Source organism: Amycolatopsis taiwanensis DSM 45107, from assembly GCF_000519205.1.
Taxonomy (GTDB): Bacteria; Actinomycetota; Actinomycetes; order Mycobacteriales; family Pseudonocardiaceae; genus Amycolatopsis_E; species Amycolatopsis_E taiwanensis.
The window spans coordinates 165,028-189,992 of the sequence record NZ_JAFB01000013.1; the positions used below are offsets into that span (position 1 = coordinate 165,028).

Sequence of the window (24,965 nt, forward strand, 5' to 3'; positions counted from 1 at the left end):
GTAGCACCCCCAGCGGACACCGGTGTCGGTGGGCGGTGCCACTATGAGCGCCATGACCGAACTGTCCCAGTCGGGATCGACGGAGGAGATCGCGCCGGAGAGCATGACCGGCCTGCTCGAAGAGGTCCTGCGAGAGTTCGCCGAGCCGGCCCCGGACGCCGATCCGCTGCACGTCGAGCTCCTCACCTCCGAGATCCTGGGCGAGTGGTGGGATGCCGGTGACGACCTCGCCGACGAGCTCGTCGCGTACGCCACCGCCGCGCCCGAACCGGACCTCCTGGCCGCGCCGCTGGCCGCGCTGCGGGCGCTGGCCACCACCACCGAGCAGCGGGAAGCCGCGGGGCTGGCGCTGGAGAAGCTGGGGCTCACCGAGCCGGCCTGGGCGGCGGGCCTTGGCCAGGTGACCGTGGGCGAATGCTGGCAGACGGCCGACGTCTACGGCGACGAAAGCTCGGTGCTGTGCGTGTTCGGCACCGGCGAGTCGGAGCACGGCCTGCTGGTTTCCATCAGCTACGCGAGGTTCGGCGGCTGGGCGGACGAAGCCGCGATCATCTCATCGCCCGCCGAAGTCGTCTCCGAGCTGCGCACGCAGGCCGCCGACAGCGAGGACCTGGTCACCTTCGAACGGATCACGCCGGCCCGCGCGCACCGGCTGCTCGAGGACGCCTTCGCCGGCACCGAGCGGCAGGACGAGCCGGAGATCACCGACGACTACGTCCGCTTCCGTGCGCTCGCGCTGGCCCGTACGCGGGCCCTGCCCGAGCCCGAGCCGGCGGAGGCGCCGAGCGGCCTGTCGCCGGAAGCGGGAGCCGCGGTCATCGACGAGTTCTTCCGCGACACCGATGCCGAGGACACCGAGGCCGCCCGGGCATGCGTCCTGCGGCTCATCGAGTTCGGCGTCGCACACGACCCGCGGCGCCCGCTGCGGGTCGGTCCGGCCAAGTTGGTGTCCTTTGTGGACGCCGTCGACGACGGCGAGATCGAGCTGACCGACGAGCAGGACGAGGCCATCGCGGACGTCCTGCCGGCCTGGGCGCGGTGGGGCGCGAGCCGCGATGGCCTGCCGGAGCAGGCCGTCGAACTGCTGCTCGAAGCTGTCGATGAGCGGTTGTACGAGCGGACTCTGGACGGCGAGTCCTCCGTCTACCTCGCCGACGTCGAGGACCTTGACGAGGCCAATCTCCCGGACCTGCTGGCCCGCCGCCAGTTCGCCGTTCCGTCGGTGTACACCGAGATCGGCGACGAGGAGGTCGAACTCGACCCGAGCGACCCCGTGCAGCGCCGCCTGCTCGTCATCGGTGAGTACCCCGAGTTCCAGGATTCGCTCGCCGAGGACGGTTCGGACGACGACGCCTTCCGGGTGATCACTGCCTACGCCACCGTCGTGGACCAGCTCTGGGACAACGAGCCGCCGGAGGTCTGGCAGGCCGCGCAGCGGCTGGCGGACCAGGGGCTGGAGCGGCACGAGGTGCTGGACACGCTGGCCGGGGTGCTCGAAGAGCTGCTCGAGCCGAGCGAGGGCGAGGACGAGGACCTGGAATTCGACGTCGACGAATACTTGAACGCGGTCGACGACCTGGGCCAGAATGCGTGAATCGATCTTGGGTTCGAAACTTTAGTGGCTGACCGGCTGGTCCGGTATCACGTCGTGGTGCCGGCCCCGCCGCTCGTTGAGCACGTCGTTGAAATCGAGGACGAAGGCGCCGAACGCCATCGCCAGCAGTACCGCGATGCCCAGCACCGCCCCGATCCACGTGATGATGATCTCGAACATCGGCGTGCCTCCTTCCCTGGTGAGGATGAACTTTCCAATCACAAGGGTGAGCGCTGCGCGCGTGTGACGGTATCGGCCAACCGGTTACAGCGGAGCGCCCCGGCATCAGCCATTCGGCCGACCGCTGAACCTGCGGTGTTATTCAGAATGTGTATGCGTAGTCGGACCGTGACTTCGGGTGCCGTCCGCGTTTTCTAGAGCTTGCGTAGGCGGACGCGGTTGATGGCGTGGTCGGCGTCCTTGCGCAGGACGAGGGTGGCACGCGGACGCGTCGGCTTGATGTTCTCCACCAGGTTCGGTTCGTTGATCGTGCGCCACAGGTGCCGGGCCTCGGCGCGCGCCTCGTCGTCGGGCAGTCCGGCGAAGTGGTGGAAGTGCGAGGCCGGGTCGGCGAACGCGGTCTGCCGCAGCTCGAGAAACCGTTCGATGTACCAGCGTTCGATGTCCGCGGTGTGCGCGTCGACGTAGATCGAGAAGTCGAACAGATCGGAAACGGTCAGCCGCGGGCCGGGCTGCAGGACGTTCAGACCCTCGATGATCAGGATGTCCGGCCGCCGGACCACCTGCTCCTCGCCCGGCACGATGTCGTAGGCCAGATGCGAGTAGACCGGGGCGCTGACCTCTTCCGCGCCGGACTTCACCTCGGTGACGAACCGCAACAGCGCCCGGCGGTCGTAGCTTTCCGGGAAGCCCTTCCGGTGCATGATGCCGCGCCGGACGAGCTCGTCCCGGGGGTAGAGGAACCCGTCGGTGGTCACCAGATCTACTCGCGGATGATCCGGCCACCGGGCGAGCAGGGTCCGCAGCAGCCGCGCGGTGGTCGACTTGCCGACCGCGACGCTGCCGGCGATGCCGATGACGAACGGGACCTTCGTGCCCCGGGCATCCTCGCCGAGGAACGTCGTGGTCGCCTCGTAGAGCCGCTGGCGGGCCGCGACCTGCAGGTTGATCAACCGCGACAGCGGCAGGTACACATCCGCCACCTCGGCCAGATCGACCTTTTCGCCGAGCCCGCGAAGCCGCAGCAGTTCGGCCGCGGTGAGCGGCAGGGGCGTGTTGCGCCGGAGTTCCCGCCATTGCTCTCGATCCAGCTCGACGTAGGGACTGACCTGGAGAACCCGTGGCATTCCCACTCTCCTCGCCCTTCGCTGGGTCGACGTCTACATGGTGAGATAACGCTCCTCTAACCGTAGGGCTTGTGGGACCACACGAACACGGCCTGTGAGTTACTGCACTGGGACTGTTTCGACACGCGTTGCGTGACGGTACGGGCAGCGGAACCAGCCGCGCCCTAGGCGCCGCCGAAGACCTCGGTCCAGGCGGCGGCGACCTGGCGCGCGCAGGTTTGCGGGGACACCCCGCCGACGCCGGTGCCGAGACCGGGCATCGCGATGGTGGCCACCTCGCGACGAATTTCGACGCCGTGTTCCAGCCGCCCGTCCCGCCACAGCCGGAACACCGCCCGGGCCGCGAGGTACGGGTGGACCGTGTCGGCCGGCAGGCGCTCCCCGGCTTCACGCATGGTCGGCGCGCTGATCAGCCACGCCGGCGTGGGCTCGCCGGTCGGCACCACGAGCGCCTGTCCGATCGGCAATTCGCCGCCGTGATAGGCGAGCACAGCGCTGCGTACGTTCTGCTCGACACCCGGAAACGCAAGCGCGTACACGGAGTCGATGCCGCCGCGCATCCAGCCGTAGGAGTTCGCCGGGCTTACCACCGCGTCGGCGGACACGTCGAGCACCGAGCCGTGGTGCACGCGCAGGCTGCCGTGCACGGCGTCCGCCACGGACTGCCAGGCCATGGCCAGCGGCTCGTCGACCGCGCACAGCACCAGGGTGGGGCAGGGGGGCACGACCTGGCCGCCGGTCCCGTGGTGGGTGGCGTACGTGTCCGAGTCGGCCGTCACGGCTACAACCATGCCAAAAAACGGTATCGGACGTAACCGTGGTATCCACGTAATGCCTGAACAGAGCAGCGTGTCGCCTGCCCCGAACGAGTACGGGCCTGCACAGTTACGCTGGTCACGTGTCGAAGATCGCATACTTCGGTCCTGAAGGGACGTTCACCGAACAGGCGGCGCGGCTGCTGGCAGGCGATGCCGAGCTGATTCCCGTTGAGACGATCCCGCTCGCCCTTTCGGCCGTGCGTAAGGGAGAAGTCGACGCCGCCTGCGTGCCGGTGGAGAACTCGGTGGAGGGCGCGGTGCCCGCGACGCTCGACGGGCTTGCCGAGCAGGAGCCGTTGGTCGCGTCCGCGGAGGCCTTGCTGCCGGTGCGGTTCAGCGTGCTGACCCGGCCGGACGCCGGTGAGATCCAGACCGTGGCCAGCCACCCGCATGCCCTCGCGCAGGTCCGGCTCTGGCTGGAGGCCAACCTGCCGGGCGCGCGCCCGGTGGCCGCCTCGTCGACGGCGGCGGCCGCGGTGGCCGTGCTGGCCGGCGAGTTCGACGCGGCGGTGACTGCGCCGGTAGCGGCAGAGCACTACCCGCTGCGGGTCATGGCCACCGAGGTGGCCGACGTGCAGGACGCGCGCACGCGATTCCTGCTGGTTCGCCAGCCGCAGCACCCGCTGCCCGAGCCGACCGGCGCCGACCGCACGTCGATCGTCGCGGCCGCGGCCAACCGCACCGGAGCGCTCGCGGAGTTGCTGAGCGAGCTGGCCAGCCGGGGCATCAACCTGACCCGGCTGGACGCGCGCCCGGCGCGGTCCAACTTCGGCGAGTACCGGTTCTTCATCGACTTCGAGGGCCACATCGCCGAGCCGAGGATCGGCGACGCGCTGGCCGCTCTGCGCCGCCGGTGCCGGAACGTGCGCTTCCTCGGCTCGCACCCGCGGGCGGACGGCGTGCGGTCGACGATCGAGCCCGCCGCCGGCAACGACGACTTCGTGGAAGCCACGGACTGGGTCGCTGCTGTGCGTGCCGGAAAAACGGCCTAGCCGGCGCGCAAGAGCCCGTACTCTCAATGCGCACACCGACGGAAAGACCAGGGGAGCGCGGGTGAAGCTGTATCTGATCCGGCACGCCGAGAGCGAGGCCAACGTCCGCCGTGTTCTGGACACCGCCCTGCCCGGGCCGCCGCTGACCGAGCGCGGCCGGCAGCAGGCGCAGGCGCTCGCGGACCGGCTCCGCGACGAGCCGCTGGCCGCGGTGTACGCCTCATACGCCACTCGCGCCCAGCAGACCGCCGAACCGCTGGCGGAGGCCTTTGCGCTGGAGGTGCAGTCCATCGAAGGAGTGCACGAGGTCGGTGTGGGCGCCCTCGAGGGACTTGGTGACCCGGATTCGAACCGGACCTATACGAACATCACGCGCGCCTGGACCCGGGGTGATCTCAACCTCGCGATGCCGGGCGGTGGCGAGAGCGGCGAGCGGCTGCGGGCGCGGTTCACCACGGCCGTCGCCGAGTTGCGGGCCAAGCACGAGGCGGCCGGCGAGGACGCCGTCGTGGCGCTGGTCAGCCACGGCGGCGCGATCCGGTTGAACGCGGAATGGCTGTCCGACAACGTGCGACCGGAGGTCGCCGACCAGGGGCTGCTCCCGAACACCGGGATCGTCGTGCTGGAGAGCCTGCCGCGGGGTGGCTGGACCTGCCTGAGCTGGGCCGGCGCACCCATGTAGCGTCCGGCCGAGGTCAGCCGAACGGCGACCGCTCGCCGGTCACGTCGTACTCCATCACGTGGCCGGCGCGGATGGCGATTCCCGTATCCGGAGCGGCAGCGACTTTTCGCCATGCGTCAAGGTGTGCCTTGGACTCCCACCGCTCGAAGTTGTTCACCCGCGCGGGGTCGAGCGGATCGGCAGAGATGGCCAGGTCGAGGCAGCCGGGTGCGTCGCGTCCCCGGCGCAGCAGATCCTGATGGGCGGCGACGAAGGTATCGCGAGCCTTGGGGTCGACTTCCAGGTAACCGGCGATGATCAACATCGACGGAACTCCTTCCTCCACTGGTTGGCGATGTCTGCTCGTGGAGACCGCCGGCGCCCGGAAAACTTATCTGTGAATGGCGCCAGACAGAAGTTCACCGCTTCTGGTCCAGAATTGAAAGTTCATCCCAAGCTGGGCAACCGAGGGTACGGATGGACGTCTCCCGGGTAGTGCTCAACCAGCACAGGGAGGCGAGAATGGTGCAGAACAGGATTTCCCGGATCGGCCTGGCGGTGGCCGCGGCCGCGGTGGCCGCCGTGGCGTCGGCGTGCAACCAGGGCACGAACAATGCTCAAGCCCCGGCGAGCGAGACCCCGGCCACGAACGTGACCGCTCCGAGCAGCTCGGCTACGGACTCGCCCACTCCGTCCGCGATGCCCGGCGCGTCCGGTGGTGACGCCGCGGCGAACCCCGCGCCGGATGCCAACGGTTTCTGCAAGTCGGCCGACCTGAGGCTGTCCCTCGGGCGTGGCGAGGGGGCCGCGGGGACCGCGTACCGTCCGCTGGTCTTCACCAACGTGAGCGACCACCAGTGCGTCATCCAGGGCTTCCCCGGTGTCTCCTACGTCGGTGGTGACGACGGTCATCAGGTCGGCGCCGCCGCCGAGCGGCAGGGCACCAAGGGCGCGCCGATCACCCTCCACAAGGGCGAGTCCGCCTTCGCCACCGTCGGGTTCGTCACCATCGAGAACTTCGACCCGGCGGCCTGCCAGCCGCAGCCCGTGCGAGGCCTACGCGTGTACCCGCCGCAGGAGACCGCGTCGATGTACCTCGACCTGCCGACCACCGGTTGCGCCAGTGACAAGATTCCGGGCCACCAGCTCAGCGTGAAGACGATCGAGAAGGGCACCGGGGAGAACTGAGCTCGCCGACCTCAATGAGAGCGCTCGGCTCCGCGGTGTTGATCGTGCGCCGGTTCCGCCGAGAGCGAGAACCGGCGCAACGCCGGCACGGCGAACCCGGCCAGCGCGATCTGGAGGAACCCGGATACCGCGAAGGTCGCGCCGGCGCTGCCGAGCAACCGGGTGAGCCCACCGCCGAGCAGCGCGCCGACCGGGATCGCACCCCACACGACGGTCCGCCACGCGCCGAGCACGCGGCCGAGCAGTTCACCGGGCACCAGCGCATGACGGGCGGTTGCGAGGACCACGTTCACCGCCACCACCGACCCCGCGAACACCCCGAACAGCACGGCGGCCACCACCGGCTGCCGGAACAGGCCCATCCCGGCGAAGGCCAGGCCACAGACCCCGATTCCGCCGATGAGTACCGGCTTGCGGCCGGTGAGCGTGACCAGCCGGGGCGCGAGCGCGGCCCCGGCCAGGCCGCCGATCCCGCCGACGAAGGCGAACAGGCCGAAGGTCGCGTTGCTCAGCTGCAGGTCGTCCAGGGCGTAGAGGACGAGTTGCGCCTGGGCGAGTTCGCCGGTCAGCGCCGTCAGCCCGCCGATGATCACGAGCCGTCGCAGCAACGGGGCACGGGCCAGCCAGTTGAGGCCGTCGACGAGATCGGCGCGCAGCTTCGTCGGTGCGGCGCCCTCGTTCGGCCGGTAACGGCCGGTCAGGCCGAGCAACAGCACGGCGGCGACCACGAAGCCGGCCGAGTTCAGCAGGAACGGGAAGGCCGCGAACAGCGCGAAGGTCGCGCTGCCGACCGGGCCGCCGAGGAAGACCTGGCCCAGTATCTCGGCGGCCTGGAACTTGCTGTTCGCGCTCTCCAGGCGGTCCTGCCCGGCGACCGCGGGAATCAGCGCGTTTCCGGCGCTTTCCGCGATCGTCTCCGCGGTGCCGAGCAGCATGGCCGCCACGTACACCAGCCAGATCGAGATACTGCCGGTCCACACCCCGATCGTGGTCAGGCCGATCACCACGCTGCGCCCGACGTTGGCCAGCAGCATCGCCCGCCGCCGGTCGACCCGGTCCACCAGCGCCCCGGCGAGCAAACCGAAGAGCAGCCAGGGGGCGAACTGCGTGGCCGACAGCGCCCCGATCTGCACCGGATCGTGCGTCAGCGTGGTCGCCAGGAGCGGAAAGGCCACCTTTCCGATGCCGTCGGCGAGATTGCCGATCGCGCTGGAGGACAACAACCACTCGAGCCGCCGGTCACGGGGGGAACTCGTCCGAACGGCCATCGTCGCGCCACCCCTCAGGTCGTGCTCCTCGGACCCGGACCGGGCCGCGAAAACGCTGCTGCCCGTACGCGATCGTGGCATAACGACAAGTGACAGCGTTAGCAACTATTGGCGTAAAGTGCCGAACGGATCACCGAGTGCTACTCCAGCTGGAGGGCGTTCAAGCGTCCGTGTTCGTGCTCCGGTGTCCGGTGAGCGGAAGACGCGCCGCCGGAGGCTCGCGAACGCGGCCGCGGGCCGCTGGAGGAGGTTTCACCGCCAGGTGCGTCAGCCCCAGCCGAGTTCATGAAGGCGCGCGTCGTCGATACCGAAATGGTGTGCGATCTCGTGCACCACGGTGATCAGCACCTCTTCGACGACCTGGTCCTCGCTGTCGCACATCTGGAGAATGGGCCGCCGGTAGATGGAGATCCGGTCGGGCAGCACCCCGCCGTAATCGGAGGTCCGCTCGGTCAGCGCGATGCCGTGGTACAGACCGAGAATGTCGGGTGCCTCGTCGTTGTGGTCCTCCACCAGGACGACCACGTTGTCCATCGCCTGGCTGAACTCGGCGGGCACCTCGTCGAGTGCGTCGGCCACCAGCTCCTCGAAACGTGCCGCGGACATCTCCACGGGCATGGTCAACCGCCCGGCTGCGCCGGTGGCTGGCCCCCATCCGGCGGCTGGCCTCCCTCCGGCGGGGCATCCTGGGCGTTTTGGCGGATGCTTCCGGTGATCGCCTGCAGCCCGCTGTTGTCCTCCAGCTTCGCGCCGACCTTGCAGTTGACCTGCGTGGAGCCGGCATCCCAGCTTTCCTGCTGCACCGTGTCCCAGGCCAGGATCAGCTTCTGCTTGCCGAGATCGACGCCGCCGGCGTAGGACTGGACATCCTTGTTGCACTCGGTGTCCAGCCACGTCGACTGGTCATTGCGGTTCGGGAAGCCGCCGTTGAAGTGGTCTTTCAGGTCGACCGTCGCGACGATCTCGTACGCGTGCGCCTGGGCGCAGTCGATCGGGTTGCCGACCGTCTTGCCGGCGAGCGCGAGGCAGGTGCCCGGCTCCCAGACCGCGGACTGCGATACGTCGGCCGCCTTGCCCGTGGTCGGCTGCAGCTCGCCGCCGGGCGCGGCCCACTCGAGCACACAGCGCATTTCCCGGTCGCCGTCGGACCACTGGTCATTGGTGGGGCGCAGCGCGCTGACCGCGAACTTGCCGAACGGGTCGAGTGGCTTGCCCAGATACTTCTGCGCGTCGTCCGTGCACTTCTCGAGCGCGAGATCGCGCCACTGGTCCACGGTCGGCGACGGGGTGCCCGGCCCGTACCGATCTGCGATGTTGACCACACCCGTTACCTCGTACAGATGCGGTTGGTCGCACGAGACAAGGTGGATGTCCGAAGCGTCCGGCTGGGCCCAGAACAGGCAACTGCCGGGTGCGGAGTTGAACGCCGCCTTGGCTTCCGGGGACTCGTCGACGTGCCCGCCGCCGGTCACGGTCCCGCCCCAGGAGAACGCCACGTTCAACGAAAGCGCTGCGACCGCGCCAACGAAAACACCCACCATAACCAGCCGGGTGCGCAGCGTGTTCCGTTCGACTTTGTCCGCAGGCATCGGTGTCAATAATGCATGCGTTGTGACCCCTTGGCACCTCTTGGGTGGCTAATGTAGGCAGCGATGAGCGAAGAACACCCGCCGACGCCACCGCCGGCGCAGCCACCAGAGGAGCCGGAGCAGCCCAAGACCGGCTCGATGCGGTTCCAGGACGCCGAGTCCACCCGGCCTCGCAAGCCGACGGTGGCCGAGGCGCGGGCGCGGCGCGAGCGCGAAGCCGAACTCGAACGGCAGAAGGCCGCTCGCGCGGAGGCCGAACAGAAGGCGGCCACCCGCCGGAAGGTCCTCATCGGCAGCGGGGTCACCGTCGGGCTCGTCGGCGTGGTCGCCACCTGGTACCTGGCCACACCCAGCCAGGTCGAGGCGGTGTGCACGGACGAATCCGGCACCATTGTCCAGGACAACTACTGCGACGAGAGCTACATCACCAGCCAGCACGGCTACTACAACCCCACCACCGGGTTGTGGGTCGTGCCGCTGGTCACCGGAGGCTTTGGCCAGTACCGCTACAACTACGGCGGCACGGGATCGGTCGGCTCGCACGTGCTGGGCGGCAGCTACACCGCGCCGTCGGGCAACACCACGGTCAAGACCAAGTCGGGCGCGACCGTGCAGCGCGGCGGGTTCGGGATCAGTGGCGAAAGCGGAAGCGGAGGCTCGTAGGTGCGACGGGGACGGCACGCCCCCAGGCGGAACTGGCAGCAGATAGTCGAAGAACAGGGCCTGGTGTACGGCGAGCCCGCTCGGGACGCATCGGGGCAAGCACGGCCGTACTGGGACGAGTCTGTGCACTACGTGCTCGAGATGGACGAGGTCCTCGCGCTGGAGGCCGACGTCGAACTGCTGCACTCGATGTGCCTGGAAGCGGTGGACAACGTCGTGCTGACCGAGCGCTACGCGGATTTCGGCATCCCGGAATGGGTGTGGCCGCACATCGCCGAGTCGTGGAAGCGGCGTGACCCGCATCTCTACGGCCGCTTCGACCTTCGCTACGACGGCAACGGCCCGGCCAAGCTGCTCGAATACAACGCGGACACGCCGACCTCCCTGCTGGAGGCGTCGGTGTTGCAGTGGCACTGGAAGACCGACGTGTTCGAAGAGGACGATCAGTGGAACTCGATTCACGAGCGGCTGGTCGAGCGCTGGCAGGAGATCCGCGGCCAGCTGCCCTCCGCCGAACTGCACTTCTCCTGGTCCGGCGCCGAACCCACCGGTGAGGACCACATCACCACGTCGTACCTGCAGGAGACCGCCGCGGAGGCGGGCCTGGACACCGTCGGCCTGGCGATCGAGGAGATCGGCTGGGATCCGCTGCTGACCCGGTTCGTGGACCTTGAAGAGGCGCCGCTGCGCACGCTGGTCAAGCTCTACCCGTGGGAGTGGGTGGTGACCGACGAGTTCGGCCGCCACGCCGCCGAGTCGCTCCCGGAGACGCTGTGGATCGAGCCGCTGTGGAAGATGCTGCTGTCCAACAAGACGCTGCTGGCGGTCCTGTGGGAGAACTATCCGGGACATCCGAACCTGCTGCCCGCCTTCACCGACGAGCCGAGCATCCTGACCGAGTACGTGCGGAAGCCGAAGCTGGGCCGTGAGGGTGCGAACGTGCAGATCGTGGCGCCCGGGTACGAAACCGAGACGCCCGGGGTGTACGGCGCCGAGGGCTTCGTCTACCAGGCGTTCGACCCGCTGCCGGAGTTCGACGGGTTCCGTCCGGCGCTGGGCGCGTGGATCGTCGGCGACAACGCGGCGGGCCTGGGCATCCGGGAGACGGCCGGATTGGTCACCGACGACGGCGCGGCCTTCGTCCCCCACCGCATCCCCCAGCCCTGACCCCGCGCGACCTTTCCGCGCCGCCACCCGCGTCCCCGCCCCAGACACGCGAGTCCCCGCTTCAGCCGGGCGTGTCCCCGCCCCAGACACGCGAGTTCCGGCTTCAGGCACGTGAGTTCCGGCTTCGGGCTCGCGAGTTCCTGTTTCGGGCTCGCGAGTTCCTGTTTCGGGCTCGCGAGTTCCCGTTTCAGCTCGTCTTTTGGCGGTCGCGGGGACGCTGAGTCGGAATCAGCGTCGGCCGGCGTACGGGAATCGTGTTCGCCGGTCTCGTGGCTCTTGTGCGGTTTCGCCGGTGGGCCGAGCATTTCGGCGGATTCGGCGTCCAGTCCACCGCTGAAGCGGATACTGCAGTCTTGGCGGCGGATGATGTCCAGCCGCAGTGGGCCGACCTATCGGTCCGCAGCTTTTGCTTACACACCACGACAAACGCGGTCACGCTGCAGCGGGAACCTGCCACAACCGCGAAGCGGGAGCCTACTCGCGACATGCCATCATTTGATCATTTTTAGCCGTACGTTCAACAATAATTCTGGTGAATCTGGAGCTCGTAGCCGGTCAGAAGGGCGCTGTCCGCGAGTGGGGCAGCACTTCCCGAAAACCGCGTGTTGGTCGAATCGCGGCCTCGCGTTCGATCCGCGGGCCGAGTTCGACGAGGTTCCGTCCGGCCGGCGACAACGTGGCGGTGGCAACCGTGACGATGTCTTCACCCGGACTCGCGTCTGTTCCTTGCGATGGGCAGTACGCTCTCGGTTCGCAGATCGATTGCTCACTAGTCACGGGGAGAAAACACGTGAACACACTTGCGCTGTCCGAGACCTTCGGCAGTGACCTGGTCAGAGGGATCGGTGCGATCCTGCTCTACGGGGTCGTCGGGCTTTTCCTGATGTTCATCGGCTTCTACGCGATCGACCTGACCACGCCTGGCAAGCTGTCCCAACTCGTGCACCGCGGACTGCCCAACGCGGTGCTCGTGACCGCGTCGGGGCTGCTGTCCATGGCCTTCATCATCGTGGTCGCGATCTTCAACTCGGCCAGCGATCTCACCGGGGGCCTGATCACGTCGCTCGTCTACGGCCTGCTCGGCATCATCGTGCAGGTGGTGGCGGTGCGCCTGTTGGAGTGGGCGACCCGGATCGACGTCGGGCGCACCATCGAGCAGGAGAGTTTCCAGCCGGTCAGCGTCGTGGTCGCCGCCGCGCACCTGGCGCTGGGGCTCGTCGTGGCAGTCGCGATCTCCTAGCGCCACGCGGGCGTGGCCCGGTCAGGAGTTCAGGTAGGCCAGGACCGCCAGCACGCGCCGGTTGTCGCTTGTGGACAGTTGTAGGTCGAGCTTGGCGAAGATGTTGTTGGTGTGCTTGGCAACCGCCTTCTCCGTGACGAACAACTTCGTGGCGATGGCCGCGTTGGAACGGCCTTCCGCCATCAGGCCGAGCACCTCGCGCTCCCGTGGCGTCAGCCGACGCATCGGCGCGTTGCGGGCGTTGCTGGCCAGCAGTTGTGAGACGACCTCGGGATCCATCGCGGTCCCACCCTCGGCCACCTGCCGCACCGCGTTTACGAACCGCGTCACGTCGGACACGCGGTCCTTGAGCAGGTAGCCGACCGCGCCGTTGCCGTCGGACACCAGTTCCCGCGCGTAGAGCTGCTCGACGTACTGCGACAGCACGAGCACCGGCAGCCCGGGCACCTGCCGCCGCGCCTCGATGGCGGCGCGCAGGCCCTCGTCGGTGAACGTCGGCGGAAGCCGGACGTCGACCACGGCCACGTCCGGCTTGTGCTCCACCATCGCCCGCAACAGCTCCGGCCCGTTGTCGACCGCCTCGATGACGTCGAACCCGTTGGCCGTGAGCAGCCGGATCAGGCCATCTCGGAGGAGGGCGAGGTCTTCGCCAAGGACAACACGCACGGCAGCTCCATCGTCACGATCGTCGGCCCGCCGACGGGGCTCGCCAGCACCAAGGTCCCGTCGAATGCTGCCAGTCGCCGTTCCACGCCGTGCAGCCCACCGCCGGGGTTCTGCGTGGCACCGCCGCGGCCGTCGTCGCCGACCATCGCGCCCAGCCGGCCGTCGGTGTAGGTCAGGCGGACCCAGGCCGAGCTCGCGGCGCTGTGCTTCGCGGCATTGGTCAGAGCCTCGGCGACGGCGAAATACACCGCGGACTCGACTGGAGCCGGCGCGCGGCCGGGCAGGTCGACGCTGACCTCGACCGGCAGCGGGCTGGCCAACGCCAACGCCCGCACGGCCCCGTCCAGGCCACGATCCGCCAGCACCGGCGGGTGGATGCCGCGCACGAGATCGCGCAGCTCGGACAGCGCCAGGCCGGTGGCTTTCCGGGCCTCGGCGAGCAGTTCTCCGGCGGCGTCCGGGTTGGACGCCAGCAACGTCTCGGCCATGCCCAGGCTCATGCCCAGCGACACGAGCCGCGCCTGGGCGCCGTCGTGCAGGTCACGCTCGATGCGACGCAACTCGACCGCCTGCGCGTCGACGGTCTCGGCGCGCGACTCGGTGAGCTGCGCGACCCGCAGCGCCAACCGCTGCTTCTCGTCCGGCGCGAGGAACGTCCTGGTCAGCCGGGTGTAAGCACGCATGAGGGCCGGCGTGGTCCACCAGAACAGGCCGAACCAGACGGGCGCGAGCAGGCACATCGCAAACGATCCGGCGAAGTCCACCGTGAACCATGGTCCAAACGGCGTGCGGAACACATCCGGCGGCGTGAGGGTGAACAGCAGCGGGTAGCTGAGGTAGAACACGCTCGCCGCCAGCATGGTGAACGGCAGGATGGACAGCGTCAGCCCGGCGGTCGAGTTGACCAGCGCCCACTGCAGGTCACGGTAGGTCGCGCGGTCCTTCGCGACGGTCGCGAACCGGGTTGCCAGGCTGCCCTCCGGTATCGGCCGGTAGGGGCGTTCGATCTCCACGCCCATCTTCTCGGCCGACCACTGCCGGTGCCAGTTGGCCAGGCCGCGCAGCCAGCCCACGGTGATCAGCGTCAATGGCACACCGACGAATACCGTGACCAGCGAACCGGCAGCGACCACGCAAATCCACACCCCGATGCCGACTATCGACATCACGAACAACAACGCGCCCCACCCGGTCAGCCGAATACGGCCACGCAACCCATCCATGACAACCTCTCTCGCCTATCGGTGTTTCGATTGTGGCCGGTCCGGTGCGGTCGTGTCGGTGGTACTGGTACCACTATCGATTCGGGTTCTGGCCCCCGTGATTCGCGCGCGCCGACGGAACACAGTAGCCCCATGACGACTTTTGTTCCGTTGGACGAGAAGCCGGCGACCGAGGTCCGGTGGCACCGGTTGCTGATGCTGTTCACGATCGCGATGGCGGTACTGGCCGTGGTGTCGGTCGGCGGGTTGCTGTGGGACCACCGGATTCTGGACGGGGTGCCGATCTGGTTGAAACCGTTCAAGTTCGCGGTGTCGTTCGCGCTCTACGGCTACACGCTGGCGTGGCTGCTGACGATGGTCAGCCGCGGCAGACGCATCGCGTCGGCCACGGGCTCGGTGATCGCGATCTCCGGGTTCCTGGAGTTCGCGTTGATCGTGCTGCAGGTGGTGCGCGGCCAGGCCAGCCATTTCAACATCAGCACATCGTTCAACGCGATGGTCTACAACGCCATGGGGGCGCTCGCGGACATCGTGTTCGTGGCGACGTTCGTCCTGGCCTGCCTGCTGGCCTTCAAACACACGGACGACCGGGCGCGCCGCTGGTCGCTGCGGTTCGGATTGGTGACCTCGCTGGTCGGCATGGGACTGGCGACGCTGATGCTGACGAACGATTCCGGGACGCCGGCGATGGTGGGCGGACATAGCGTGGGCGTGGCCGACGGCGGTCGCGCGATGCCGATCACCGGGTGGAATCTGGACGGCGGGGACCTGCGGATTCCGCATTTCGTGGGGCTGCATGGGTTGCAGGCGCTGCCGTTGCTGGCACTGCTGTTGACGTGGCTGGCACGGCGGTATCCGGTGCTGCGGGACGAGGGTGTGCGGGTGCGGTTGCTAGTGGTCGGCACGGTCGCGTATGCGGGGCTGATTGCATTGGTGCTGTGGCAGGCGTTGCGGGGACAGTCGATCGCGCACCCAGACCAGCAAACGCTGGCGACGTTCGGCCTGATCGTGGTGTGGTCGGTGGTCGGGGCGGGCACAGTAGTGCATCGGGCGAAGACCCGGTACGAATTGGCTGGACGACAGGGGCAGCGCCCGGGCGACGGTGCGGTTTGTCCGGCCGCAGGAATCGAGAGCTTGCCCGGCCAAGGTTAATTTTCGAACCTAGGGTCGATACATAGCTAATTTTATGTGGCAGGACCGACACAAACAGTCACAAGGCGCTGCCCCGCTGGTGGGCAGCGCCTCTGGCGGGTAGCTCCACCGGCCTCTTCTGCCGTCTCAGTTCAGACCTGAAGTTCATCGGCCAGAGGGTTCGCGCCGCTAGGCCCGGGCCCGGGTGTGCTCTAGGCTCGAGGGCGTGCGCCTGCTGAGGACACCCGAAGACCGGTTCGTCGACCTGCCCGACTTCGACTTCCCGACGCACTACGCGGACCTCGACGACCCGAGATGCGGCATCGTCCGGATCGCCTACGTCGAGGCCGGTCCGCCGGACGGGCCGGTGGTGCTGCTTCTGCACGGCGAGCCGAGCTGGTCGTACCTCTACCGCAAGCTGCTCGGCGTGCTCGCCGCGGCCGGGCTCCGCGCGATCGCGCCGGATCTGGTGGGCTTCGGCCGGTCGGACAAGCCGGCCGAGGTCGCCGACCACACCTACGCCCGCCACGTCGAGTGGATGCGCGCGCTCGCCTTCGACGCGCTTGACCTGCGCGAGGTGACCCTCCTCGGCCAGGACTGGGGCGGGCTGATCGGGTTGCGGATGGTCGCCGAGAACCCGGACCGGTTCGCCCGCGTGGTCGCGGCGAACACCGGGCTCCCCACGGGTGACGAGGAGATGCCCGCGTCGTGGTGGGCGTTTCACGACGCGGTGCAAAAGGCGCCGGTGCTCGACATCGCCCGGTTCGTGCAGTCTGGCTGCCGGACGCGGCTGCCGGACGAGGTCCGCGCCGCCTACGACGCGCCGTTCCCCAACGAGATGTACAAGGCGGGTCCACGGGCCATGCCGGGTCTGGTCCCGGTCACCCCGGACGGGCCGGGCAGTGAGGACAACCGTCGTGCCTGGGCCGTGCTGTCCGAACTGGACATTCCGGTGCTGTGTGCGTTCTCCGACGGCGACCCGATCACCGGGCCGATGGCACCGGTGCTGCAGCGCCGGCTGCCGGGCGCGGCCGGCCTGGACCACCCCACCATTCGCGGGGCGGGCCACTTCCTGCAGGAGGACGCGGGAGAGGAGTTGGCTCGCGTCGTCGCCGGCTTCGTCCGCGGTGGCTAGGCAGGCGTGCCGGCCACGAGACCGTCGATCTGGCCCATCGCCAGGCGCATGCCTTCCTCCATGCCCATCTTCACCAGCCGTTCGAGATCTTCCGCGCTGTCGAACTCGGACACCGTGGTCATCCGTGTGCCCGCGCCTGCCGCCTCGAGGGTCACGACGCAGCGAGTGGTCGGCATCGTGGTGGCCGGCTCGTCGTTTTCATCGGCGAAGCCGTCCTCGAACTCCAGCCGGTGCGGCGCGTCGATGGCGGTGATCCGCCACCATCCGCGGGCCTTCTCGCCCTCCGGCCCGGTCATGTAGTACCGGCAGTGGCCGCTCACCTCGAAGTCGTGCCGTTCGAAGGTGGCCGGCCAGGCCGGTGGTCCCCACCAGCGCTCCAGCTGGCGCGGGTCCTGCCACACCTGCCAGATGCGCTCGACCGGTGCGTCGAATTCCGCGACGAAGGTCAGGGTGAGTGTGGACGGGTCCTTGTGGACACTGATCACTGGCATTTTTCCTCCTCCGACAGGATTTCCTCGATACTTGATACCCGGTGACGCCAGATCTGCTCGTACGCATCGAGCAAGCGGGCGGCCTTGCGGAGTACCTCCGGATTGCCGTGCACGACCTGCTCCCTTCCGCGTCGCTCCTTCACCACGAGCGTGGCCCGTTCGAGCACCGCGACGTGCTTCTGCACTGCCGCGAAGCTCATGTCGTACCGGCGTGCGAGCGACGAAACCGACTGCTCCTGTCGCATCACCTGCACGACGATGTCCCGGCGGGTCGCGTCCGCAAGGCTGTGGAAGATGCGGTCCGCCTCGGCGTCACTGAGCTGACTTACAACCATTTGGTTGTAGGTTAGCCGCGAGGGCGGCCCAACGCAAACGGCACCGCACCCGAAGGTGCGGTGCCGTTTCGGAGAGTCGGGGCTAGCTGGTGCTGCCGTCCGGGTTGATGACGGAGAAGCCCGTGTAGGGCGTCAGCACCTCGGGAATCCGGATCGACCCGTCGGCCTGCTGGTTGTTCTCCACGATCGCGACCAGGGTGCGGCCGATCGGAAGGCCGGAGGCGTTCAGCGAAGCGACCGCGGCGCGTTTGCCGTCCTTGCCCTTGGCGCGGATGCCGGCGCGCCGTGTCTGGAACGTGCCGGTGTCCGAGGCGCTGGAGATCTCCCGGTAGGTCCCCTGGCTCGGCAGCCACACCTCGACGTCATAGGTGATCTGGGCGGCGAACCCGATGTCCCCGGCCGCGAGCTTCACCACCCGGTAGGGCAACCCGAGCCTGCGCATCGGCTCCTCCGCGTGGCTCACGATCTCTTCCAGCGCCTCGCGCGACTTCCCGGCGTCCACGAACTGGACCAGTTCGACCTTCGAGAACTCGTGCTGGCGGATCAGGCCGCGGGTGTCGCGGCCGTAGGAACCGGCCTCGGAGCGGAAACACGGCGTGTGCGCGGTGTAGCGCAAGGGCAGCTCATCCAGGTCGAGGATCTCGCCCGCATGCAGGTTGACCAGCGGGACCTCGGCGGTCGGGATGAGGAACAGCTCGCGGTCGGCGACGCCCGTGCGGAACAGGTCCTCCTCGAACTTCGGCAGCTGGCCGGTGCCGGTCATCGTCTGGCGGGTCACCAGCGACGGCAGGGAGAACTCGGTGTAGCCGTGCTCGCGGGTGTGGACGTCGAGGAAGAACTGGGCCAGCGCGCGCTGCAGCCGCGCGCCCGCGCCCTTGAACACCGCGAAGCGCGGGCCCGACAGCTTGGTGGCACGGGTCAGGTCGAGGAAGCCGGCCCGCTCGCCAAGGTCGACGTGGTCGGCCGGCTCGAAGTCGAACTCGGGCGGGGTGCCCCAGGAGCGGACCAGTTCGGCGAACTCCTCGGTGGCGCCGTCGGGCAACTCGTCGAGCGGCAGGTTCGGCACGCTCAGCAGGAAGTCGTTGAGCTCGGCCTCGACCTGGCGCTGCTCCTCCTCCAACTCGCCGATCCGCGTCTTGAGCTCGCGCGCCTGCTCGCGCATCGGCGCGATGTCCTCCCCGCGCCGGGCGGCGGCCTGCACCTCGGCGGCGGTCTTCTTGGCCTGCGCGCGTGCCTGGTCGCCCTCGCTGATCACCTCGGATCGCCTGCTGACCAGCTTGCCGAGTCGGTCGGTGTCCAGAATGTACCCACGACGACGCAGCTTCGCGGCGGCGTCGAGTTCCGGGTCGAGCAACAGGCGAGGGTCATGCATGGATCGAGCGTAGCCACCTGCTCGATTGGTTTTCCGGGCGCCCGCCCCCTTCCGGTGACACCCACCCGTCGCCCACCACCCGTGCGTGGCGGCTACGTTTCGGGGTGGCTGACCCGGACTCTGGTGGAGTGGTGTGCGTGAAGGGCCGATTTCTCGTGCCGCTGGTGGCTCTCCTGCTCGGTGGTTGCACCGTCGCCGTGACCGGCACCCCGCTGTCGGCAACCTCGACCGACCCGTGCTCGCTGCTCACCGACACCGAGGCGGCGAGCCTCGGGCTGCGTGGCCCGGGCAACCCCAACCCGGCGCAACCGCAGCTGGCCACCCCGCCGAGCTGCACGTGGTCGTCGGCGAACCCCGACGCCACCTACGACGGCACCCTGCAGGCGTTCTACAGCACCGACATATCGATCGAGAAGCACTACCTGACCGCTCCGGCCGGCGTCGAGCGGCTCGGCGGGGTGGCCTGGAACCGGTACCTCAGCCCCGTCGGTGACTTCATCTGCGACCTCGCGGTGAAAATTTCGGACACCTCGTTCGTCGCGCTGTCGAGTCAGAGCCTGGCGAACCCCGCGAAGGCATGTGACCTCGCCGAACAGGCCGCGCCGGTGGTGGCCGGGCACCTCCCCCTACCGCGCGGGGAGCGTTAGCCGGCGCGACCACCGGCCGGGTCCGGTAAGGCCGGGGGCCGGGATTCACCCAGCCAGGATCGGTGGTCGAGGTGCGGGACCTGCGGGCCTGGCTGCCCGGATGTCCTACAACGTGCTGAAGTCGGCGCGAGTCCTATGCCGGACCCTGGCTGCCGGAACCGCTGCTGACCGCCGCGGGGGTGGTTCAGGACGTGGTGACCAGGTCGGACACGTGCTTCGCGATCTCCAGCGCGCAGGTCGCGGCGGGCGATGGCGCATTGAGGACGTGGACCTGGCCGGGCGCGGTCTCGATGAGGAAGTCGCTCACCAGGGAACCGTCGGCGAACAGCGCCTGCGCCCGCACGCCCGAGCCGTGCCGGACGATGTCGCCGGGGCCGATGGCGGGCACCAGGCGGGCGAGGCTCGCCGCGAACCTGCGCCGGGACAGCGACCGCAGCACCTCGTCGAGCCCGGTCGGGAAGGCGTACCGGCGGGCCAGCCGCCACGTGCCGGGGAACCGCGCCACGGCCACCAGGTCGGCAGGGGAGATGTCGCGCCACCGGTAGCCCTCGCGGCGAAGGGCGAGGACCGCGTTCGGGCCGGCATGCACGCTGCCGTCGAGCATCCGGGTCAGGTGCACGCCGAGGAACGGCAGGGACGCGTCGGGCACCGGGTAGATCAGCCCACGCACCAGGTGCCGGCGGTCGGGCCGCAGCTGGTAGTACTCGCCGCGGAACGGCACGATCCGCGCCCGCGGGGTGATCCCGGCGAGCTCGGCGATGCGGTCGGCGTGCAGGCCGGCGCAGTTCACCAGCGCGTCGGCGCGCAGCACCTCGCTGCCGGTCGCGATTTCCACGCCCCGGCCGGCGCGAATACCCAGAGCCGGGGTGTTCAGGCGGAGGTCCGCACCGGCCTCGGTGAGCAGGCGGACGAGGGCACGGCACACGCCGGGAAAGTCGATGATCCCGGTCGACTCCACCCGCAGAGCCCGCACGCAGGACACCTCTGGCTCGTAGTCCAGCGCCTCCTCGCGGCTGATCAGCTTCGCCGGGACGCCGTTGGCCTCGGCCCGCTGCGCGAGCACGCCGAGCGCGGGCAGTTCGCCTTCGCCGGTCGCCACCACGAGCTTGCCGCAGACCTCCACCCCGACCCCGTGCGCGCGGGCGAAGTCCACAATGGACCGATTGCCGGCGACGGACATGCGGGCCTTCGCCGAACCCGGTGCGTAGTACAGGCCCGCGTGTACGACGTTGGAATTGTGCCCGGTCTGGTGCGCGGCCCAGCGATCTTCCTTCTCCAGCACGGTGACCGCCACGCCGCGCCCGGTCAGTTCCCAGGCGACGGCGAGCCCCAGGATCCCGCCCCCGACCACGACGATCCGTTTCACGGGGGAACTGTGCCACAAATCCACCGGAAATGCGTGGGCGGCCGCGGCCAGGGTACTGTTCGCTCAACAGAGTGACGAAGGTCTCACGTAGGCTGCGGGTCCATGCGGTTCGCGGTCGTCAGCGGCTCCTTCCCGCCGCGGCCCGACGGCCGCGCGCGCCGGGCGGCCGCGCTCGCGGGCGGGTACACCACGGCTGGGCACGAGGTGCTGGTGTTGACGGCCGAGTGTTCGGGTGCGCCGGCCGAGGAATGCCCGGGCGGCTACCGCGTCGTCCGGCTGCCCGCGGTGAACGCGCCCGGTCCGTGCATCGGGTTCACCGCCGTGCGCGCGTCCGGCAGGCGCCGGATTTTCCGGGCGCTGCACGAGTTCCGGCCGGATGCGCTGCACCTGCACGGCCAGTTCTTCGACCTGTCAGTGGCAGCGGGTTCCTACGCCCGGCGCCACGGCGTGCCGCTGCTGCTGACGATTCATCCGCGGCCGCCGAACCCGGGCTTCCTTCCTTCGGCCGTTCTCCGGTTGCTGGACGCGATGCTGGTGAAGTCGGTATTGAGCCGGACCGAACCGCGTTACGTGGTTTCCGACAAGGCAGGAAGGGACTATTGCGTTCGCCGTTATCTGGCGGATGAGCGGGCCGTCGAATGCTTTCCGGCATTCGACGGCGGGTGGTTCGACTTCGCGCCGGCCCGTAACATCCGGGCCGAGCAGGCGCTTGGCGACGGGCCGCTGATCGTGTCAATGGGCCACGTGAGCCGCCGACGCGACCTGTTGCCGTTGGTGGAGGCGCTGCCGGCCATCCTGGCGGCGTATCCGCAAACGAGGGTGCTGGTCGCGGGGAAGGTCTATCACGACGCTTTCGCCCGCCGGGCCGAAGAACTCGGCGTGCGACGGGCCGTCGCGGTCCAGGGAGTGGTGCCGCGACAGGATGTCCCGGCGTATTTCGCGGCCGCCGACATCGTCGCGCACGACCTGAACGGCGGCTGCGGCACGGCGTCGCTGGAGGCGATGCTTTCCGGCACCCCGACCATCATTTCCGTTCCCGCGGACAACTATCCCGGCGTCGAACTGCGCAACGGCGTGAATGCGCTGCTGGTGCCGCCGGACGATTCCGGCGCCGTGGCCGCCACGGTGATCGGCCTGCTGGACGACCTGGCCCGCGCGAAGCGGATCGCGTGGCGGCAGCGCGAGCTCATCCGGCGCGATTTCACCATGGCGGCGGTGGCGGCGAAACACCTGCGTGTGCTGGAAAAACTGGTGGCAGACAACACTGTTCGCCGAGGCTGAGACAGGGCCGCGGACGTACGATCATCAGCGACCGCCGCAACGACGAGGAGGCCCGTCATGTCCGAGTTGAAGGTGGATGTCGACCCGCGGGAACTGGGGTTCGATCCGGACCGGTTGCGCAGGATCGACCGCCACTACGACCGCTACCTGGAACGCGACCTGCTGACCAGTTGGGCCGCGGTCGTCGCGCGGGATGGCCAGATCGTGCACGCGACGGTGCACGGGCAGCGCGACCGTGAGGCCGGATTGCCGGCGGACTGGAACACCCGGTGGCGCATCTACTCGATGACCAAACCGATCACCTCGGTCGCGGCCATGATGTTGTTCGAAGAAGGCGCGTTCAGCCTCCTCGATGAGATCCGCCGTTTTCTGCCGGAGTTTTCCCAGCCCCGGGTCTATCTTCGCGGAGGAGCGACCAACCCGTCGACCGCGCCGGCCGCCGAGCCCATCCGGGTCTGGCACCTGCTGACCCACACCTCGGGCCTGACCTACGGGTTCCACCACGGTCATCCGGTCGACGAGATTTACCGCAGGAGCGGCTACGAGTGGGGGGTCCCCTCGGGGGTGGACCTGGCAGGCGCCTGCGCGTTCTGGGCGAACACGCCGCTGCTGTTCGAGCCCGGCACGGAGTGGAACTACGGGGTGTCGACCGACGTGCTCGGCCGGCTGGTCGAGGTCGTCTCCGGAATGCCGCTCGACGAGTTCTTCCGCACCCGGATCTTCGAGCCCCTCGGCATGAGCGACACCGCGTTCTGGGCGGAGGAAGGCGAAGCGCTGGACAACCTCGCGGCGCTCTACATCCCGCGGCCGGACAACAAACGCGCGATTCGTAACGAGGCGCTGGGCGCGACCGGACGCAGCCGGCCGGCCTTCCTCTCCGGCGGGGGCGGGCTGGTCTCCACCGCGGCCGACTACCACCGGTTCACGCAGTTCCTGTTGCGGCGCGGCGAACTCGACGGCGTCCGCCTGCTCAGCCCCCGCACCTTCGAGCGGATGACGCAAAACCACCTGCCCGGCGGTTTCGACCTGGAGCGGATCGGCCGCCCGCTGTTCGCCGAGACGCGGTACGACGGCGTCGGGTTCGGCCTCGGCTTTTCCGTCCTGCTCGACCCGGTCAAGGCCAAAACCACGGGCAGCGTGGGCGAGTTCGCCTGGGGCGGCGCGGCGAGCACGGGGTTCTGGGTCGATCCGCAGCAGTCGATCACCGCGATGTTCTTCACCCAGCTGCTGCCTTCGAGCACTCACCCGGTCCGGCCCGAGCTGACCCAGCTGGTTTATCAGGCGCTGATGGACGACAAATAGCGCGAGTCCCGCCTTCCCGTCGTGTGAGTCCCACATTCCGTCTACGGGAGTGTGGGACTCGCGCTACGGGAGTGTGGGACTCGTGGGCCGTCGCTACGCGCCGAGCGCCTCCCTGACCTCGGCGATCACGGTGTCCACATCGGACTGCGTGAGCGCCGGGTGGACCGGCAGGGACAGCGCCTGGTCGGTCAGCGCGGTGGCGACCGGGAAATCGGCCGGTGAGGCCGTGAGCACCTGCGGATGCCCGCGGAAGCAGCCGTGGTCGAAGACCAGCTTCGGGTAGCAGGTCCCGGTACAGATGCCGCGGCCGGCAAGCTCCGCCGCGAGTTCGTCCCGCGACAGCATCGCGTTGGCGCCGACCAGCACCGTGTAGTGGCTCCACACGTGGCCCCGGCCGGGCAGCACGCGCGGAACGGTCAGGCCGGGTGTGCCGGCCAGCCCCAGCGTGAGGCGCCGGGCGTTGCGGCGGCGCGCGGCGATCAGCTCGTCCAGCTTCGTCAACTGCGAAATGCCGACCGCCGCGTGCAGTTCGGACATCCGGTAGTGCTGCCCCGGCAGTTCGTGTTCGGACACCGACCGCCGACCCTCGTTGCGGAGCAGGCGCAGCCGGTCGGCCAACTCGTCGTCCTGACAGGTGATCATGCCGCCCTCGCCGGTGGTGAGGCCCTGCGCGGCGTACAGCGAGAAACAACCAACCCCGAACGAACCCGCCGGCTTGCCGTGGCAGGACGCACCGAGCGCGTGCGCCGCCTCCTCCACCAGGTACAGGCCGTGCTCGGCGGCCAGCGGGGCGAGCTTGCCCAGATCGGCGGTCTGACCGAACAGGTGCACCGGCATGAGCACTCTCGTGCGCGGGCCGATCGCGGCCGCGGCCGCATCCGGGTCGACGGCGAAGTCGTCGCGCGAGATGTCCGCGAACCGCACGCTCGCCCCGGCCTGCAGGATCGCGTTCAACGTCGGGGCCGAGGTGAACGGCGAGGTGACCACCTCGTCGCCCGGGCGCAGGTCGAGCGCCTGGAGGGCGGCCACGAGCGCGCTGGTACCGCTGTTCATGGCGACCGCGTGCGCCGTTCCGGTGATCGCGGCGAAGGCCGTTTCGAAACGGGAGACCATCGGTCCTCGGGTGAGCGAGCCCGAGCGCAGTACCTCGGTCACTAACGGCTCTGCGTCTCGAACATCGACGGCGGTGATCGGAATCATGTGGTTGCGCTCTTTCTGTGTTGTTCGAAACGCGTGGGCGCGGGCAGGGCACGCACCCGACAGCGGGCACTGGCGCGTTTCGCGTAATCAGCTTTTCCGGCCGTGGCAAAGGGGATGCCGATATCGTGCAAGAACGGAAGAGCTGGGTAAAATCGGTCCACCCGACCGTGGTAACCGAATCCGGGTTCCCGGCGCGGGCTTTTCCTGCGTGAACGTGGGTCAGGCGGCACGCTCGGGCTGGCCTCGGGTGTCTGGCGGGACACGCGCACCCGATCGGCGGCCGGGCACCGGCGCGCATGGACGCACCCGGCAGTTCCACCCAATGGGCT

26 protein-coding genes are annotated in these 24,965 nt (G+C 69.0%); 12 read left to right on the forward strand and 14 right to left on the reverse strand.

Features of this window, described 5'->3' with window-relative positions; all coding sequences use genetic code 11:
• Positions 1-52 precede the first annotated feature (52 nt).
• The gene (locus tag A3CU_RS0111635; RefSeq protein WP_043840937.1) at positions 53-1,594 is read left to right on the forward strand and encodes a hypothetical protein; all 1,542 of its coding nucleotides are present in this window, start codon (positions 53-55) and stop codon (positions 1,592-1,594) included.
• A gap of 21 nt (positions 1,595-1,615) precedes the next feature.
• Here A3CU_RS0111635 and A3CU_RS53445 read toward each other — a convergent pair whose 3' ends face one another.
• The 3 genes from A3CU_RS53445 to A3CU_RS0111650 form a co-directional block, all read right to left on the reverse strand.
• Positions 1,616-1,774 (reverse strand): hypothetical protein, encoded by a 159-nt coding sequence (locus A3CU_RS53445; RefSeq protein WP_169739617.1) that lies wholly within the window; start codon positions 1,772-1,774, stop codon positions 1,616-1,618.
• Positions 1,775-1,968: 194 nt separating this feature from the next.
• Positions 1,969-2,901, reverse strand: a complete 933-nt coding sequence (gene coaA, locus A3CU_RS0111645) for a type I pantothenate kinase (protein WP_027942440.1) — start codon at positions 2,899-2,901, stop codon at positions 1,969-1,971.
• Positions 2,902-3,065: 164 nt separating this feature from the next.
• Positions 3,066-3,680 (reverse strand): macro domain-containing protein, encoded by a 615-nt coding sequence (locus A3CU_RS0111650; protein WP_027942441.1) that lies wholly within the window; start codon positions 3,678-3,680, stop codon positions 3,066-3,068.
• Positions 3,681-3,799: 119 nt separating this feature from the next.
• Here A3CU_RS0111650 and pheA point away from each other — a divergent pair, with 119 nt between their 5' ends.
• Together pheA and A3CU_RS0111660 are read left to right on the forward strand one after the other, a co-directional pair.
• Positions 3,800-4,711, forward strand: a complete 912-nt coding sequence (gene pheA, locus A3CU_RS0111655; protein ID WP_027942442.1) for a prephenate dehydratase — start codon at positions 3,800-3,802, stop codon at positions 4,709-4,711.
• Positions 4,712-4,772: 61 nt separating this feature from the next.
• Positions 4,773-5,393 carry a histidine phosphatase family protein gene (locus A3CU_RS0111660; protein WP_027942443.1) on the forward strand — a complete coding sequence of 207 codons (621 nt, stop codon included), beginning with the start codon at positions 4,773-4,775 and terminating at the stop codon, positions 5,391-5,393.
• Positions 5,394-5,406: 13 nt separating this feature from the next.
• On the opposite strand, the gene A3CU_RS0111665 is transcribed toward A3CU_RS0111660, so the two are convergent.
• Positions 5,407-5,697 carry a putative quinol monooxygenase gene (locus tag A3CU_RS0111665; protein WP_043840938.1) on the reverse strand — a complete coding sequence of 97 codons (291 nt, stop codon included), beginning with the start codon at positions 5,695-5,697 and terminating at the stop codon, positions 5,407-5,409.
• 197 nt (positions 5,698-5,894) lie between these two features.
• Here A3CU_RS0111665 and A3CU_RS0111670 point away from each other — a divergent pair, with 197 nt between their 5' ends.
• On the forward strand, positions 5,895-6,560 hold the full coding sequence (locus A3CU_RS0111670) for a DUF4232 domain-containing protein (protein WP_027942445.1): 666 nt from the start codon (positions 5,895-5,897) through the stop codon (positions 6,558-6,560).
• An 11-nt stretch (positions 6,561-6,571) separates the two neighbouring features.
• Here A3CU_RS0111670 and A3CU_RS0111675 read toward each other — a convergent pair whose 3' ends face one another.
• From A3CU_RS0111675 to A3CU_RS44420, 3 genes are all read right to left on the reverse strand, one after another.
• Positions 6,572-7,828, reverse strand: a complete 1,257-nt coding sequence (locus A3CU_RS0111675; protein WP_027942446.1) for an MFS transporter — start codon at positions 7,826-7,828, stop codon at positions 6,572-6,574.
• Between the two features lie 267 nt (positions 7,829-8,095).
• A complete protein-coding gene (locus A3CU_RS0111680) occupies positions 8,096-8,446 on the reverse strand; it encodes a metallopeptidase family protein (RefSeq protein ID WP_027942447.1) in 351 nt (116 codons plus the stop codon).
• Positions 8,447-8,448: 2 nt separating this feature from the next.
• Positions 8,449-9,417: a septum formation family protein gene (locus tag A3CU_RS44420; RefSeq protein ID WP_052371646.1), complete on the reverse strand. Its 969-nt coding sequence runs from the start codon at positions 9,415-9,417 to the stop codon at positions 8,449-8,451.
• A 63-nt stretch (positions 9,418-9,480) separates the two neighbouring features.
• Between A3CU_RS44420 and A3CU_RS0111690 the strand changes: the two genes are divergently transcribed.
• From A3CU_RS0111690 to A3CU_RS0111700, 3 genes are all read left to right on the forward strand, one after another.
• Entirely contained in the window at positions 9,481-10,080 is a 600-nt protein-coding gene (locus A3CU_RS0111690; protein WP_027942448.1) for a hypothetical protein, read from the forward strand.
• Positions 10,081-11,247 carry a glutathionylspermidine synthase family protein gene (locus A3CU_RS0111695; RefSeq protein ID WP_027942449.1) on the forward strand — a complete coding sequence of 389 codons (1,167 nt, stop codon included), beginning with the start codon at positions 10,081-10,083 and terminating at the stop codon, positions 11,245-11,247.
• Positions 11,248-12,037: 790 nt separating this feature from the next.
• Positions 12,038-12,487, forward strand: coding sequence for a DUF350 domain-containing protein (locus A3CU_RS0111700; protein WP_027942450.1), 450 nt, complete (start codon positions 12,038-12,040; stop codon positions 12,485-12,487).
• A gap of 21 nt (positions 12,488-12,508) precedes the next feature.
• Here A3CU_RS0111700 and A3CU_RS0111705 read toward each other — a convergent pair whose 3' ends face one another.
• Both A3CU_RS0111705 and A3CU_RS0111710 read right to left on the reverse strand, forming a co-directional pair.
• Positions 12,509-13,153, reverse strand: coding sequence for a LuxR C-terminal-related transcriptional regulator (locus tag A3CU_RS0111705; protein ID WP_027942451.1), 645 nt, complete (start codon positions 13,151-13,153; stop codon positions 12,509-12,511).
• Positions 13,105-14,376 (reverse strand): sensor histidine kinase, encoded by a 1,272-nt coding sequence (locus tag A3CU_RS0111710; RefSeq protein ID WP_043840939.1) that lies wholly within the window; start codon positions 14,374-14,376, stop codon positions 13,105-13,107. Before A3CU_RS0111710 ends, A3CU_RS0111705 begins: the two co-directional genes overlap by 49 nt.
• A gap of 132 nt (positions 14,377-14,508) precedes the next feature.
• On the opposite strand from A3CU_RS0111710, the gene A3CU_RS44425 reads away from it, so the two are divergent.
• Positions 14,509-15,528, forward strand: coding sequence for a hypothetical protein (locus tag A3CU_RS44425; RefSeq protein WP_052371647.1), 1,020 nt, complete (start codon positions 14,509-14,511; stop codon positions 15,526-15,528).
• Between the two features lie 205 nt (positions 15,529-15,733).
• Positions 15,734-16,642 (forward strand): haloalkane dehalogenase, encoded by a 909-nt coding sequence (locus A3CU_RS0111720; RefSeq protein ID WP_027942453.1) that lies wholly within the window; start codon positions 15,734-15,736, stop codon positions 16,640-16,642.
• Here the strand turns inward: A3CU_RS0111720 and A3CU_RS0111725 are convergent.
• From A3CU_RS0111725 to serS, 3 genes are all read right to left on the reverse strand, one after another.
• Positions 16,639-17,133, reverse strand: a complete 495-nt coding sequence (locus A3CU_RS0111725; protein ID WP_027942454.1) for an SRPBCC family protein — start codon at positions 17,131-17,133, stop codon at positions 16,639-16,641. The genes A3CU_RS0111720 and A3CU_RS0111725 overlap by 4 nt on opposite strands.
• Positions 17,124-17,468 carry an ArsR/SmtB family transcription factor gene (locus tag A3CU_RS0111730; RefSeq protein ID WP_027942455.1) on the reverse strand — a complete coding sequence of 115 codons (345 nt, stop codon included), beginning with the start codon at positions 17,466-17,468 and terminating at the stop codon, positions 17,124-17,126. Before A3CU_RS0111730 ends, A3CU_RS0111725 begins: the two co-directional genes overlap by 10 nt.
• A gap of 82 nt (positions 17,469-17,550) precedes the next feature.
• Complete coding sequence (gene serS, locus A3CU_RS0111735; protein WP_027942456.1) at positions 17,551-18,840, reverse strand: serine--tRNA ligase; 1,290 nt, start codon at positions 18,838-18,840, stop codon at positions 17,551-17,553.
• 137 nt (positions 18,841-18,977) lie between these two features.
• On the opposite strand from serS, the gene A3CU_RS0111740 reads away from it, so the two are divergent.
• Positions 18,978-19,487 (forward strand): DUF3558 family protein, encoded by a 510-nt coding sequence (locus A3CU_RS0111740; RefSeq protein WP_043840940.1) that lies wholly within the window; start codon positions 18,978-18,980, stop codon positions 19,485-19,487.
• 184 nt (positions 19,488-19,671) lie between these two features.
• Here A3CU_RS0111740 and lhgO read toward each other — a convergent pair whose 3' ends face one another.
• The gene (lhgO, locus tag A3CU_RS0111745) at positions 19,672-20,853 is read right to left on the reverse strand and encodes an L-2-hydroxyglutarate oxidase (protein ID WP_027942458.1); all 1,182 of its coding nucleotides are present in this window, start codon (positions 20,851-20,853) and stop codon (positions 19,672-19,674) included.
• A 102-nt stretch (positions 20,854-20,955) separates the two neighbouring features.
• On the opposite strand from lhgO, the gene A3CU_RS0111750 reads away from it, so the two are divergent.
• Together A3CU_RS0111750 and A3CU_RS0111755 are read left to right on the forward strand one after the other, a co-directional pair.
• A complete protein-coding gene (locus A3CU_RS0111750) occupies positions 20,956-22,134 on the forward strand; it encodes a glycosyltransferase family 4 protein (RefSeq protein ID WP_027942459.1) in 1,179 nt (392 codons plus the stop codon).
• A 57-nt stretch (positions 22,135-22,191) separates the two neighbouring features.
• Positions 22,192-23,436: a serine hydrolase domain-containing protein gene (locus A3CU_RS0111755; RefSeq protein ID WP_027942460.1), complete on the forward strand. Its 1,245-nt coding sequence runs from the start codon at positions 22,192-22,194 to the stop codon at positions 23,434-23,436.
• A 93-nt stretch (positions 23,437-23,529) separates the two neighbouring features.
• Here the strand turns inward: A3CU_RS0111755 and A3CU_RS0111760 are convergent, their stop codons facing one another.
• The gene (locus A3CU_RS0111760; RefSeq protein WP_027942461.1) at positions 23,530-24,636 is read right to left on the reverse strand and encodes a DegT/DnrJ/EryC1/StrS family aminotransferase; all 1,107 of its coding nucleotides are present in this window, start codon (positions 24,634-24,636) and stop codon (positions 23,530-23,532) included.
• Between the last annotated feature and the right edge of the window lie 329 nt (positions 24,637-24,965).